Origin of the sequence: Aquipluma nitroreducens (assembly GCF_009689585.1) — a bacterium.
Classification (GTDB): Bacteria; Bacteroidota; Bacteroidia; order Bacteroidales; family Prolixibacteraceae; genus Aquipluma; species Aquipluma nitroreducens.
In genome coordinates, this window is sequence record NZ_AP018694.1 from 2,449,673 (window position 1) to 2,463,378 (window position 13,706).

The following is a 13,706-nucleotide window of genomic DNA, read 5'->3' on the forward strand; positions in this document are numbered from 1 at the left end:
CATTTTTTGCTCCATCGGAATCCTATGTTTAACTTTTAGGGTGCAAATGAACTGCGGAAAGTTAAGAGAATAAAAAAATCCGAACCTTTCAAGATCCGGATTTTATATGTCGGTTTTTGAGGATTAAAGGCCGAAAACGCTTTTAATCTGGTCAACGTGATCGAGTTTTTCCCAGGTAAACAACTCAACTTCCAGTTCAATCCTGCCATTGTAAGGCGATTCAAAAACTTTGGTCACCGTTTGTGGCTGGCGTCCCATGTGTCCATAGGCAGCAGTTTCGCGGTAAATTGGGTTGCGTAATTTGAGCCGTTGTTCGATGGCTGCCGGACGGAGATCAAAAATCGCCTGAATTTTTTCTGATATGTCTGAATCAGAAAGACCTGCGATTGCGGTGCCTCTGGTTTCAACGTAAACGCCTACAGGCTTGGCAACGCCAATGGCGTAAGAAAGCTGAACCAGCATTTCGCGGGCAACTCCTGCCGCAACCATATTTTTAGCAATGTGGCGTGCTGCATAAGCAGCCGAACGGTCAACTTTTGATGGATCTTTTCCGGAGAAAGCGCCACCGCCATGAGCTCCGCGACCGCCATAAGTGTCAACAATAATTTTGCGGCCAGTCAGCCCGGTATCGCCATGAGGTCCGCCAATTACGAATTTTCCGGTTGGGTTAACGTGATAGATAATTTCATCAGCAAATAAATCCTGAAGTCTTTTGGGCAATTGTGCTTTTACCCGTGGGATCAGTATTTCGATCACATCTTTTTTGATTTTGGCGAGCATTGGTTCGTCGGCATCAAAATCGTCGTGTTGAGTTGAAACTACAATGGTATGAACTCGTTTGGGCGAATGATCGTCGTTGTACTCAATGGTAACCTGAGATTTTGAGTCGGGACGCAGATAAGTCATCACCTTTTGCTCGCGACGAATGATGGCCAGTTCAAGCAAAATGCGGTGCGACAAATCGAGTGGAAGCGGCATGAAATTATCGGTTTCTGAGTTGGCATAACCAAACATCATTCCCTGGTCGCCGGCTCCCTGATCCATTTTGTCAGCTTTATCAACGCCGCGATTAATATCGGGGCTTTGTTCGTGAATGGCACTAAAAACGCCGCACGAATCGCCATCGAAACGATATTCGGCTTTGGTGTAGCCGATTTGGTTAATAACACGGCGCGCAGTTTCCTGAACGTCAACATAAGTTTTTGATTTTACCTCTCCGGCAAGAACTACCTGCCCTGTGGTAACCAAGGTTTCGATGGCAACTTTAGAGTTGGCATCGAATGCGAGAAATTCGTCCAAAAGGGCATCCGAAATCTGATCGGAAACTTTATCAGGATGGCCTTCTGAAACTGACTCACTGGTGAAAAAATAACTCATAATCTGTTTAATTTAGATACCCGATACAACAGCAAACTCGCTGATAGTGTTCAGATAAAATGATTTATACAAATAAAAGTTGTGGGTAAATGATAGAAAAGCAAGATAAAAAAAGCATTACGTTTTAGCATTTTTTTTCGTGGTTGCAATCAGAACAAATTTATCCACATAACTGGTGCAAATGTATAAACTTTTTTCAGACAAGGAAGTCTTTATTTAAAAAAAATATTATTCAAAGGAATTGCTCAGGTAACATTCAGCTATCAATGTGTATATCCCGAAATCCCAAAAAGTATAACACACCATCCAGACCAATGGTAGAAATTGATTGTTGAGCGTTAGCCTTTACTTTTGGTTTGGCATGGAAAGCAATTCCGAGTCCTGCCAGATTCAACATTGGTAAATCGTTAGCTCCGTCGCCAACGGCAATAACTTGTTCTAAATCAATTTTCTCAACCTGGGCTATCAATTTTAACAATTCAGCTTTTCGTTTTCCATCTACAATATCGCCCAAATGCTTGCCTGTCAGTTTCCCGTCAACAATTTCCAGCTCATTGGCATAAAGGTAATCAACCTCAAAAAGTTTTTTCAGGTGATTGCCAAAATAGCTGAACCCGCCCGAAAGAATGGCTATTTTAAATCCACATTTTTTCAATATCGACATTAACCTCGCGGCGCCTTCCATGATAGGCAGATTTTCGGAAATTTCACGCATTACGCTCTCGTCCAAACCTTTTAGTAGTGAAATCCGTTGTTCAAAGCTTTCCGAAAAATCAATTTCACCCCGCATAGCTGCTTCGGTAATGGCCCGCACTTGTTCGCCAACTCCGGCCCGGTCGGCCAGCTCATCAATCACCTCGGTTTTGATAAGGGTTGAATCCATATCAAAGCAAATCAACCGGCGATTGCGGCGAAACATATCGTCTTTCTGAAACGAAATGTCGATGCCTAGCTCAGCTGAATAGGCCAGAAACTGAGCCGAAAGCAGGTTCTTGTCAAGCAATTCGCCCCTCACCGATAGCTCAATGCACGACCGAACGGCATTTTCATCTTCGGTATGCAAACTGGGTCTGCCGGTTAAGCGTTTGATCGAGTCGATGTTTAAGTTTTGATCCGAAACGGCTTTTGTTACCTTCGACAACTGTTTGGCGGTTATTACTTTACCAAGGATGGTAACAATATATCTACTTTTTCCCTGCCGGCCTACCCAGTTCGTATAACGTTCAGGAGTTACCGCGGTAAAACGCACATTTACATTTAGTTCCGAACATTTGAAAAGCACTTCTTTCAGGATATGCCCTGATTCGGCGTTATCCGACATTCTGAAAAGGATTCCTAACGAAAGGGTGTGGTGTATGTCGGCTTGACCGATGTCGAGGATGGTTGCATCGTATTTCCCAAGAATTTCAGTGATCGAAGAGGTTACTCCGGGTTTGTCTTCTCCCGATATGCTGATTAAAATTATTTCGCTATTTGGCATTTTAAAATTTTGATTTAATATTCGTTGGTTTGTGCAAACTGCAGACCGATTACTTTGTCAAGTCCTGAAATACATTTTCGAGACTTTGCTGTTGTTCTTTCAACGAAAGCAAAATAAGCTGATTTTGAACTGCAAAATGAAAAAGTGAAGGTCGTAAATCGTTGCTGCCATCTGATTCGGCGATGAATGTTGTTGAGTTAATTGCCTCAATTTTCCGAAGTCCTTGAATTTTTCGAATAGCTTCCAGATTGGGCGATTGATCGAATTCAACGAATACCGTTTGTTTTTGCGCAAATTGCCCGCCTTTGAGTTGATCGATCGAACCGTCAGCCACAATGCTTCCTTTATTGATAATGATTACGCGGCTACAAATGGCTTCAACTTCCTGCATAATGTGGGTTGAAAGCATAACCGTTTTGTTTGCGCTAATCGTTCGGATCAATTGCCTGATTTCTTCGAGCTGATTGGGATCGAGCCCGGTAGTTGGTTCATCTAAAATAAGTACTGCGGGGTCGTGAATCAGTGCCTGCGCCAATCCAACGCGTTGACGATAGCCTTTCGAAAGTGCCCCAATTTTTTTATGCTGTTCGGTTTTGAGTCCGGTTAATTCAATCATCTTCAAAACCTGTTCTTTTTTATTCTGAAGCTGATAAAATCCTGCCACCATTTCAAGGTATTCTCTTACATATAAATCAGTGTAAAGCGGATTGTTTTCAGGCAAATATCCAATTTGTGAGCGGATAGCAACATTTTTTGTTTCAACGATTTGACCATTAATGGTTACCATTCCTCCATCAGAAGAAAGATAACCGGTGATAATCTTCATCAAAGTCGATTTTCCGGCGCCATTTGGCCCTAAAAATCCGACTAATTCGCCAGTTCCTATCTCAAATGAAACCTGATCAAGCGCTTTCTGGTTTCCGTAAAGCTTGCTTACCTGCTCTATTTTGATGGTCATTTTATTCTGATTTTGGTCAGTCAAAAGTAAAGATTTCTATTGATTCCGAAATCTGCTTTTCGAAATGGGACTGCTCTGGATTATTTTTATTAGTTTCGTCACCTGACTCCATGTAAATAGGAGTCATTTACTTTTCATTTTTATTAACTTTAAATTAACTTTGTCGCCCCCAATACATGGTAAATGAAGGATCAGAACTTTAACTACATAGAGGATTTGACGAGGTATCAACGGCAGAAAACATCGTTGGTGCGGATAGGAGGAGTATTGCTTGGAGATCAAAATCCGATCCGGATTCAATCAATGACAGATACCGATACGAGCGACACCGAAGCCACGGTTGAGCAAATCATTCGCATTATCAAAGCAGGAGCCGATATGGTTAGGGTTACCGTTCGGGGTGTTGCCGATGCCGAAAATCTTAAAAATATAAAGAGTGAACTAGTGGCCAGGGGATTTGAAAATCCATTGGTTGCTGACATTCATTTCAATCCTCATTTAGCCGAAATTGCTGCAAAATATGTATTCAAAGTCCGGATTAATCCTGGAAATTTCTACGACAAACGGGCCAAATTCGAGCACCATCTTTATACCAACGAAGAATATAAAACCGAGCTTCGGAAGATAGAAGAACAATTCGTTCCTTTTCTTCAAATGCTGAAAGATACCAATACCGCACTCCGGATTGGGGCAAATCAGGGATCATTGTCCGATCGCATTATGAGCCGTTATGGAGATACTCCAGCCGGAATTGTTGAATCGGTCATGGAATTTCTACGCATTTGCCAGAATCAGGATTTTGCCAATGTGGTTATTTCGATCAAATCGAGCAATACCCGCTCAATGGTTTATACTGTCCGTTTACTCAACTACAAGATGCGTCTCGAAGAAATGAGCTATCCACTTCACCTCGGGGTGACTGAAGCTGGCGAGGGTGAGGATGGGCGAATCAAATCAGCAGTTGGGATTGGTGCATTACTGGCCGACGGAATTGGCGATACCATTCGTGTTTCGTTAACCGAAGCTCCTGAAAATGAAATTTCAGTGGCCCGAAAGCTGATCAATCACATTGAAACATATCGAAATCATAAACCGATAAAAGCGCCGCTTTTTGCGCAGATTAATCCATTTGAATACGAAAGGCGTTCTGTCCGTCCGGTTTTGAAAATGGGAGACAAGAATTTGCCAGTTGTTATGGCCGATTTACGAGGCCGTACACTTTCCGAAATTCTGCCATTACGCGGCAAACAAATTCCGGAGTACTTCTTCAATAATCATGAAGTACTTGATTTGGAAGGGAATTCATATCCGGTACTCACACTTGAAGAATATTTGTTTGGAGGTTCGCATTGGGGTCAAACCAAATTCATCCGGACCAACAAAGAGGAATTTGACCATTTCATGAATGAAAATCCGGAGATAATCACCAAGCTGAAACAAACCCGGAAGACCATATTGATATTGGAAAGTTTAAGTCGGAATCCATTTGCCGATTTGCGTGCTTTTTTCATGACACTGGAATCGCACATTTGGAAAGTTCCCGTGGTTATTTTCAGAAAATACAACGAGCGTTACCTCGAAAATCTTCAGATTAAAGCAGCTGCCGATTTGGGTGGTTTGTTGATTGATGGCTATGGCGACGGAATTTGCATTACCAACGAATCGGAACAAATCACATTTACCGATCTGAAAGACCTGAGTTTTTCTATTCTTCAGGCCAGCCGGATGCGATTGACCAAGACCGAATTTATTTCATGTCCGGGTTGTGGCCGAACTTTGTTCGATTTGCACGAAACAACCATCAAAATCAAGACTCATTTTAATCATCTCGATCATTTAAAAATTGGGGTAATGGGTTGCGTGGTCAATGGTCCGGGCGAAATGGGCGATGTTGATTATGGATTTGTTGGCGCTGGCCCAGGAAATGTGAACCTGTATAAAGGGCAGGTACTTATAAAAAGACACATTCCTTTTGAGCAAGCGGTTGAAGAACTGGAAGCTATTATCCGCGAAAATGGAGATTGGAAAGACCGGGAAGCCTAAAAAAGCTGCCAGTCGCAGTTAGCAGTTACCGAGCTTGCTTTTCTGAAAACTGAACACTCTTCACCAACAGCACATAGGTTTCTATGCTCAGTTTTCCTTTATCAATGTTGAAATCGCATAAAGTGGAACAATTTCTATGTTTCCATCACGTCCAAAATTTTCGAGCGAGCAACGAATTCCCCGGATCAGGTTCTTTTCCTTCATGAACAGGCGCATGCTTTGCATTTTTCCGCTATAGCCCGACTTGATTTCGACAGGCACAATAGAATTGCCTTGACGGATGACATAATCGACCTCAGCATTGCTGCTTCTTTCCTGACGATGCCAATAGAACAATTGTGGTTTTTCTAAAAACGACGATGCCTTGATCAGTTCCAGTCCTGCATAAATTTCGGCCAGATTTCCCTTGTTCACCATGTCCATTTCTTCAACTACCAGATACTCGCGGATATTCAGCCCCAGAATATGTTGAAATATTCCGGTATCGTATAACAAAACCTTGAACTTCTTCGAATCGATTTGAGCGCCAAGCGGAAACCCATTGGCAGAAGTGTGATAAACCGGATAAGCCAGTCCGGCCTTTATTAGTAATTCGAGCGTTTCCTTTACCTGAGGTAGGCTTGCCTTTGCCATTACGTTCGAATACACAAACTTTGCCCCAGCCTGTTCAACAATGCTGGCAAATACTTCGCGGATGCGGCTTTCAGGAACCCGCTTATGGTACTTCGAAAAATCATCACGAATCGATAAAGCCAAATCGCTCAACACATTCAATGCATCGTACAAGCTCTTGTTTTCGGCTAGTTGCCGCACTACTTCGGGCATTCCTCCGGTTAACAGAAACTTCCGGAAGTATTCGGTCAGTTTCTCGTGAAACACAGGGTTTATTGGTTGGTCGGGAGAAGCATTCCTGATCATTTCAATATACTGATCCATTTGGTTGGCCATCAGGAACTCATTAAACGACATCGGGTACATGAACATTGACCGGATACGGCCAACGCCAAACGAAGGAAGTTCAGCTAAGGCAAATTCGAGCAGCGAACCTGCTGCAATTACATGCAAGCCCGGCTTATTCTCATAAAAGAACCTTAGCGCCGAAATCGCACGGGGACAAGCTTGAATTTCATCAAAAAACAAAAGTGTTTCGTTTTCAAGAATCGGCTTTCCGTAAAAGGCTGATAGTTCCTGACAGATGCGGTTTGGATCAAGATTTTGATTGAAAAACGGGCAAACATCAGAGTCAATCTCGAAGTTTACTTCAATATAATTAGCAAAAGTCTTTCCAAGTTCTCTTACCGTAAAAGTCTTACCAACCTGACGGGCTCCACGCAACAAAAGAACCTTCCTTTCGGCTGATTCCTTCCAATTGAGTAATTGATTAAAGATTATTCGCTTCATTGCCTTTTTTTTATTGATTATCAACTTTATAGCAAAAAGTCAAGGCAAATATACATCAAAAACACCAAAAAGTCAAGGCAAATTTTAGGTATCAATCACAAAAAGTCGAGGCAAGTTGTTGCGACTATAAATATTCCTGAAATATTTCTTCAACTTTTTGTCCGGGTTCAAGCCAAAATCCTTTGAGACCAGAGGTTATTGCACTTTCAACATTCAGGAAAGAGTCATCAATAAACAGTGATTCTTCAGGATTAATCCCCGAAAGTCGTATGATTTCTTTAAAAGATTCAGACGATGGTTTCCGGTAGCCTATTTCATTGGAGTAGAAATCTTTATCGAAAAGTGTTGAAACTTCGAATCCGTGTTGTTTCCTGAAAATGGAATGAAATTTCTCAACATGGATGGCATTGGTATTGCTGAAAAGGTAGATATTGAAATCTTTCCGGAGATTTTTTACCAACTCAACCCTGATGCCCGGAAAATCGAGTAGCATGGCAGTCCAGGCGGCATCAATTTCATCATCGGAAACCTCTTTGGGAAGCAACTGCCGAACTCCGTTTCTGAATTCTTCAGGAGTGATTTTGCCCTGTTCCATCTGATAGAATATTTCATGGTCGTATGAAAGTCCTTTATCGCCAACCAATTGTTCCATTCCAAGCTTTCCGAAAGCATCAATTGTTTTTTTCGGATCAATATTAAGCAAGACACCGCCGAGGTCAAAAATTATATGCCTTATTCCATTCAACATTTCCAGAACTTTCAAATTTCGAGTTCACAAAAGTCAGAAAAAAAACCTCATCCCCAACCCTTCTCCCAAGGAGAAGGGGGCAGGTTCTGAAAATTAGGATTTGAATCAACAAAAGAGATGTAGTGTTCCTGATATGCAGAACCTAAAGCCCCCTCTTTCGGAGGGGGTTTGGGGGAGGCTTTTTATCTCTTATCTTTGAGGAGGCAAACAATAGATATAATCATGGGAAACCCACAAACGATTTGGTATAACAAAGAGAAGAATTTAGTCGAAACCATTGATCAGCGATTCCTGCCATTTCAAAACCGGGTTGTTGAAATCGGATCTCTGGATGAGGCACGGTTTGCAATCACCGATATGATTGTGCGCGGTGCACCCTTGATTGGAGTTACCGCCGCTTATGGAATGTATTTGGCTGCCCGAAATTTTTCCGGTGATGACTTCTATTTAGAAATGCAACGAGCAGCCGATTGGTTAAAATCATCGAGGCCTACAGCCGTGAATCTGGCGTTTGCTGTCGATGAGGCTCTTTCCGTGATTTCAGATCGAAATACAGTTTTAGAGAATACACAATTGCTCTTTGATTATGCTGAAAACCTAAAGGAACGTGAAATCGAATTCAGCAAAAACATTGGCATTCACGGATTGGAACTGATCAAAGCGATCAGTAAAAATAAAATCGGCGAACCGGTTCAAATTCTGACTCACTGCAATGCCGGACGATTGGCCTGTGTGGAATTGGGAACCGCGACAGCACCGATTTATCTGGCTCATGAAGCTGGTATTCCGATTCATGTTTGGGTCGATGAAACGCGTCCGCGAAATCAGGGTGCCCGGTTAACTGCCTGGGAATTGGGCGAAGCGGGAATCCCACATACCGTTATTCCGGATAATGCCGGTGGACATTTGATGCAGCATCAAATGGTTGATTTGGTAATCGTTGGCAGCGACCGCACCACCTTGAATGGAGATGTGGCCAACAAAATTGGAACTTACCTGAAAGCGCTGGCAGCAGCCGATAATTGTGTGCCGTTTTACGCAGCGTTGCCTTCAACAACAATCGATTGGAATCTGAACGACGGGATCGCTGAGATCCCAATTGAACAGCGCGATGGTCGTGAAGTTTGGATGATGGAAGGAATGCTAAACAATGAAGTGCATGAATTCCGGATTCTACCTGAGAAAAGCCCGGTTGCCAATTACGGTTTCGATGTTACGCCTGCCCGGTTAGTTACTGGTTTAATTACAGAGCGAGGAGTCTGTAAAGCAACAAGAGAAGGCATCTTGGAACTTTTTCCGGAAAGGAGTTTGAAAAATGACTGAAGGATACATCAAGTTTCATTGTAATTGGGAGAATGAAGAAATTCATTTTCCGGAAGAATTGTTTTTATCGCTGGAAAAGGAGCGGTCGATACTGTATAAATTGGGATTGATCGGAATGTATCCGGATGGAATTGGGTTTGGAAATATTTCTGTTCGAACGAATGGAGGTTCTTTTCTAATTACCGGAAGTGCAACTGGCCAATTCCCCACGCTCAATCAATCACATTATTCAATGGTTTCTGAATCCAGTTTTGGGGATAATTCCATTACGTGCAAAGGCCTGACCAAAGCATCAGCTGAAAGTCTGACTCATGCTGCCATTTACAGAGCAATTCCTGAAGTTGGCGCTGTTGTTCATGTTCATTGTCTTTGGCTGTGGGAAAAGCTCCTGAATCATTACCCAACAACTTCCGGAGAAATTGAGTACGGAACTCCGGAAATGGCTTTAGCAGTTCAATCTTTAGCAGCCGAAATGGGAATGAGTGACGAGAATATCATCATCATGGGTGGTCACCGTGAAGGAATTCTGGCTTTCGGCAAAAATCTGAAAGAAGCTACAACTCAAATTATTGAAATTTATAATCGTTATCAAAATGACTAAAATTGCCATCATTGGCGGCTCCGGATTGGAAAATCCTGCTATCCTGAAAAATGCAACTGAGCTAAAAGTGGACACGCCATACGGATCGACAACATCCGATTTTAAATGTGGAGTAATTAACAGACAAGAAGTTGTGATTCTTTCCAGGCATGGACGCCAACATACGATTCCGCCAAGTCAGGTAAATAACCGGGCAAATGTTTGGGCCATTCGCGAAATTGGTTGTACGCACATTGTGGCAACTACTGCCTGCGGAAGTTTACGACAGGAAATTGGTCGTGGCGATTTTGTGATACTCGATCAGTTTATTGATTTTACCCGGCATCGTGCGGTGACTTTCTTTGAATCGTTTGAGCCACGCGAAATGAAACATACGCCAATGGCCGATCCGTTCGACAGTTATCTCAGGTCAAAAATCATTCAAACGGCAAAGGAATTAAACATGAAGATTTTTGAAAAAGGAACTGTAATTACCATTGAAGGACCACGATTCTCGACACGTGCCGAATCGAATATGTTTCGGTTGTGGGGAGCTGACGTAATCAATATGTCGACTGCTCCTGAAGCAATTTTAGCCAATGAGCTTGGAATACCATATGCCGCTATCGCCATGAGTACTGATTACGACTGCTGGAAAACCGATGAGGCTCCGGTAACCTGGGGCGATGTTTTGAAGGTTTTCAATGAAAATATAAGTCATGTAATTGAATTACTGATTCATACGATCGGTAAGATATAAAGAGATATTTTCAGGATAAAAAATCTTACTTTTTGATGTTTAAATTGCGATCTGGATATTGTTTGGCACATGTTTTGTAAAACTGAAACACATAAGTTGTCTCAAAGCCATGAACAATTTTATTAAGTAGATCGGTCAATTGTAAGGTTAAAAGAGAAAAGGTTAGGTAATGTACTGAAAAATAGTTGGTGATTTTTAGAATAATAATTTGTAAACTCCCGCCATTAATCTGAAGAGGAAACAGGCTCTGGTGGAGATCAACTTGTCAGCAATAAGATTAATGCATTTACAGTAATACAAGGGCAGTCAGTTTGGCTGCCTTTTTGTATTACTGGGATGCTACATGGCTAAAAAAACTCATTTTTCGTTTGTAAAATAGATGTACCATTTGATGAAGTTGATCCGATGTTTTACCGTTAATCCACGATGGATATCCAGGTGATTTTTCAGATGACTGAAATAGCCTTCTATCCCATTTGTGGTCTTTGGAATAGCAGGGTTTGACAGGTAATGAAACATGTTTGGCAAAGCCCGTTTGATGGTTATATAAGAACGCCTGAGTAGTTTATGGGTATACCAATACCTCCCGGTTTCTGTATTATAGGTTCGTTCATTCAGGTAATCTTTGTGAAATTCATGCCAACTTAGAAATTCTCTGGTCCAGTAAATACGGTCATTTTCAGTTTCGATTTTAAGAATCTGTAGCACCAATCTGCGTAACTGTTGTCCTGCTGGGTGCCTGGGATAACGGGTCAGCCATATCAGGCACATGCGTTGAATATGAACCAGGCAACGCTGCACAATGGCATCAGGAACTGACTTCCGGATGGCTTTCAGAGCACTTTTATGACCATCGCTTGTGATACTTTCAATCTGTATCCCCAGCTTGAGCAAATTAGCAAGATCTTCCCTGATCTCTTCATAATGCTCCCCATCAGTAAAACGCAATAACTGAGTATAGCCGTCATAGTCGTCCTGATAACATACCACACAAAACTTTGCAAAATAGGTAGCATCTATTCGAAAATGAACACCCTCTCGCTTGATTATTTTTATCCGAGGGGCTTGCTCTAATAACTGGTAGAATGTCCGTTGAAGTGTATCCCTGCACAAACCGCTGTCTCTGCTTAATGTCTGATATGTCTGACGTTCCAGAACCCATTTCCGAAACCAAACGAACCTGTTTTGGACACGCTGCTCTGGTCGATTATCGGTTAGAAAAATATCACACCTTTTGCACTTAAAACGTTGTTTCCCGTTTTGTTTTCCCCAACGAATTACATCAGTATAACCACATGCCCAACAGCGTTTTTTTTGATTTTTTCATAAACATAAAAAGTTTGATGAAACCAATTTCATCAAACTTCCTGTAATATCAATAGCAATGAGCTCTACAGAGCTTTTTACCAACTATTTTTCAGTAATATGCCATGTACCACATAAGTTAAAGCAAAAACCCGGACAGGAGACTGTACCGGGTTTTTTATGCTTGTATTTTTTGTGAGAATTTACAATCCAAAAATATGCGGGTACATTAACGCCATGGCCAATGTTGCGATAATAAGAATGGCTAAACCAACAAAAAACAAAACAACTCCAACTCGGTATCGTTTGTTCGAAGTTACCAATTCAGTGACTGAATTAATCTTGTTAATTTTATTAACCATTTTTTGCAAGGCCATCTGATCCTTTACAATGTAGTCGTATGCTCCATATTTCATACTATTAATTGCAATGTCAATACTGTCCTGACCCGAGAGAAAAATAAACTCAACATCAGGATTTGTTTTCTTTGCCTTGATCAATACCTCAATACCGGTCATTCCTTCAAGAAGATAATCCTGAATAACAATATCTGGATTCTTTGTCATGTTATTCAATGCTTCCTCTCCGGATAAATAGGACTCAACATTTGTAAATTTATTGGTCTTGAGATAACTAACAACAAGCTTGTTATACATCTGATTGTCTTCAACGACAAATATTAGAGGATTCTTGGTGTTTCGCATGCTGTAAATATATTTTTGTCCAAAAGGTTGAAAAAAGGTCCGCTCTTTATACTGCCTGATTATTAAAAAGACTATGAAAAACAGAGTAACCAAATTTAGAAAAAAAAAATCGATATAATCAAGGATTATAACTTATGATGATTGTTTTTTATTTTTTAGCAGGGAAACAATAAATTTCACAACTTTGAGATCTCTATTTTGAGCAAACATCTACATTTCAGCAGGAATAGAAATTGATAAATTAAAACTGATTTAAAATGATTCTAGCCATAGATATAGGAAATACAAATATTGTATTTGGAGTTGCCGATGAAAATGGATGGGTAAAAATTTGGCGGATACAAACTGATTGGTCAAAAACGGCTGACGAATATGAAGTGATTTTCAGATCGCTATTTACAAGTTCTTCAATTAGTTACAACGACATCTCACGTGCCGTTTTAAGTAGCGTCGTTCCTAGTCTGATAAGAGCGTTTAGAGAAATGCTGAATAACTTGCTCGAAAGTTCTTTGCTTTTAGTTGAGCCATCCATTTACGATAAACTGCCAATTAAAATAATTGATCCCTACGAAATTGGAACCGACCTGGTCGCTGATGCTACTGCTGCCTTTATGGGTTATGGTGGTTCCACGATGGTCATTGATTTCGGAACTGCCCTCACATTTACAACAATCAGTCGCGAAGGTGAGATTCTTGGAGTGGCCATAACTCCGGGATTGATCACTGCGCTGAAATCACTTACCAGAAATACGGCTCAATTGCGCGATGTACAACTTAGCGCACCCCCTTCGGTTCTGGGCAAAAACACCGTTCATGCCATACAGTCGGGTATTATTCTTGGTTTCTCCGGATTAGTTGATTCGATGGTCAGTCGTACTGAAGCTGAACTTGGTGAAAAGTTGACGGTTGTTGCAACTGGAGGTCTTTCGGCAGTATTGAAGAATGTTTCGGCAAGAATTGAAATTATTGATGAGAATCTGACTTTGGATGGACTGAAATATATTGCACAATACGTTTAAAAAATTGG

General features: G+C 41.4%; 11 protein-coding genes and 1 pseudogene. 5 read left to right on the forward strand and 7 right to left on the reverse strand.

Translation table 11 applies throughout. From position 1 onward, the window contains the following. Positions 1 to 123: 123 nt before the first annotated feature. From metK to gldA, 3 genes are all read right to left on the reverse strand, one after another. Positions 124 to 1,377: a methionine adenosyltransferase gene (metK, locus tag AQPE_RS10270; protein ID WP_404801010.1), complete on the reverse strand. Its 1,254-nt coding sequence runs from the start codon at positions 1,375 to 1,377 to the stop codon at positions 124 to 126. 256 nt (positions 1,378 to 1,633) lie between these two features. After that, the gene (gene serB / locus AQPE_RS10275) at positions 1,634 to 2,857 is read right to left on the reverse strand and encodes a phosphoserine phosphatase SerB (protein ID WP_318350965.1); all 1,224 of its coding nucleotides are present in this window, start codon (positions 2,855 to 2,857) and stop codon (positions 1,634 to 1,636) included. A gap of 49 nt (positions 2,858 to 2,906) precedes the next feature. Continuing rightward, positions 2,907 to 3,815: a gliding motility-associated ABC transporter ATP-binding subunit GldA gene (gene gldA, locus AQPE_RS10280; RefSeq protein WP_318350966.1), complete on the reverse strand. Its 909-nt coding sequence runs from the start codon at positions 3,813 to 3,815 to the stop codon at positions 2,907 to 2,909. Positions 3,816 to 3,998: 183 nt separating this feature from the next. On the opposite strand from gldA, the gene ispG reads away from it, so the two are divergent. Beyond that, positions 3,999 to 5,858: a (E)-4-hydroxy-3-methylbut-2-enyl-diphosphate synthase gene (ispG, locus tag AQPE_RS10285; RefSeq protein WP_318350967.1), complete on the forward strand. Its 1,860-nt coding sequence runs from the start codon at positions 3,999 to 4,001 to the stop codon at positions 5,856 to 5,858. Between the two features lie 87 nt (positions 5,859 to 5,945). On the opposite strand, the gene AQPE_RS10290 is transcribed toward ispG, so the two are convergent. Both AQPE_RS10290 and AQPE_RS10295 read right to left on the reverse strand, forming a co-directional pair. Next, a complete protein-coding gene (locus AQPE_RS10290) occupies positions 5,946 to 7,259 on the reverse strand; it encodes an ATP-binding protein (protein ID WP_318350968.1) in 1,314 nt (437 codons plus the stop codon). A gap of 124 nt (positions 7,260 to 7,383) precedes the next feature. Next, a complete protein-coding gene (locus AQPE_RS10295) occupies positions 7,384 to 8,007 on the reverse strand; it encodes an HAD family hydrolase (protein ID WP_318350969.1) in 624 nt (207 codons plus the stop codon). A gap of 222 nt (positions 8,008 to 8,229) precedes the next feature. Between AQPE_RS10295 and mtnA the strand changes: the two genes are divergently transcribed. The 3 genes from mtnA to mtnP are packed head-to-tail and all read left to right on the forward strand — an operon-like array spanning position 8,230 to position 10,670. After that, on the forward strand, positions 8,230 to 9,330 hold the full coding sequence (mtnA, locus tag AQPE_RS10300; protein ID WP_318350970.1) for an S-methyl-5-thioribose-1-phosphate isomerase: 1,101 nt from the start codon (positions 8,230 to 8,232) through the stop codon (positions 9,328 to 9,330). After that, entirely contained in the window at positions 9,323 to 9,931 is a 609-nt protein-coding gene (locus tag AQPE_RS10305) for a class II aldolase/adducin family protein (protein ID WP_318350971.1), read from the forward strand. The genes mtnA and AQPE_RS10305 overlap by 8 nt, the downstream gene beginning before the upstream one ends. Next, positions 9,924 to 10,670, forward strand: coding sequence for an S-methyl-5'-thioadenosine phosphorylase (gene mtnP, locus AQPE_RS10310; RefSeq protein WP_318350972.1), 747 nt, complete (start codon positions 9,924 to 9,926; stop codon positions 10,668 to 10,670). Before AQPE_RS10305 ends, mtnP begins: the two co-directional genes overlap by 8 nt. A 357-nt stretch (positions 10,671 to 11,027) precedes the next feature. On the opposite strand, the pseudogene AQPE_RS10315 reads toward mtnP, so the two are convergent. Next, a pseudogene (locus AQPE_RS10315) lies at positions 11,028 to 11,966 on the reverse strand (IS256 family transposase, variant Zn-binding type); the annotation flags it as partial. Between the two features lie 212 nt (positions 11,967 to 12,178). Beyond that, positions 12,179 to 12,679, reverse strand: coding sequence for a response regulator (locus AQPE_RS10320; protein ID WP_318350973.1), 501 nt, complete (start codon positions 12,677 to 12,679; stop codon positions 12,179 to 12,181). 257 nt (positions 12,680 to 12,936) lie between these two features. Between AQPE_RS10320 and AQPE_RS10325 the strand changes: the two genes are divergently transcribed. Continuing rightward, a complete protein-coding gene (locus AQPE_RS10325) occupies positions 12,937 to 13,698 on the forward strand; it encodes a type III pantothenate kinase (protein ID WP_318350974.1) in 762 nt (253 codons plus the stop codon). Positions 13,699 to 13,706: the final 8 nt, after the last annotated feature.

Excerpts from the sequence above, each read along its gene's own strand:
- metK (WP_404801010.1), bottom strand. The coding sequence starts at position 1,377 with ATGAGTTATTTTTTCACCAGTGAGTCAGTTTCAGAAGGCCATCCTGAT.
- serB (WP_318350965.1), bottom strand. The coding sequence starts at position 2,857 with ATGCCAAATAGCGAAATAATTTTAATCAGCATATCGGGAGAAGACAAA.
- gldA (WP_318350966.1), bottom strand. The coding sequence starts at position 3,815 with ATGACCATCAAAATAGAGCAGGTAAGCAAGCTTTACGGAAACCAGAAA.
- ispG (WP_318350967.1), top strand. The coding sequence starts at position 3,999 with ATGAAGGATCAGAACTTTAACTACATAGAGGATTTGACGAGGTATCAA.
- AQPE_RS10290 (WP_318350968.1), bottom strand. The coding sequence starts at position 7,259 with ATGAAGCGAATAATCTTTAATCAATTACTCAATTGGAAGGAATCAGCC.
- AQPE_RS10295 (WP_318350969.1), bottom strand. The coding sequence starts at position 8,007 with ATGTTGAATGGAATAAGGCATATAATTTTTGACCTCGGCGGTGTCTTG.
- mtnA (WP_318350970.1), top strand. The coding sequence starts at position 8,230 with ATGGGAAACCCACAAACGATTTGGTATAACAAAGAGAAGAATTTAGTC.
- AQPE_RS10305 (WP_318350971.1), top strand. The coding sequence starts at position 9,323 with ATGACTGAAGGATACATCAAGTTTCATTGTAATTGGGAGAATGAAGAA.
- mtnP (WP_318350972.1), top strand. The coding sequence starts at position 9,924 with ATGACTAAAATTGCCATCATTGGCGGCTCCGGATTGGAAAATCCTGCT.
- AQPE_RS10320 (WP_318350973.1), bottom strand. The coding sequence starts at position 12,679 with ATGCGAAACACCAAGAATCCTCTAATATTTGTCGTTGAAGACAATCAG.
- AQPE_RS10325 (WP_318350974.1), top strand. The coding sequence starts at position 12,937 with ATGATTCTAGCCATAGATATAGGAAATACAAATATTGTATTTGGAGTT.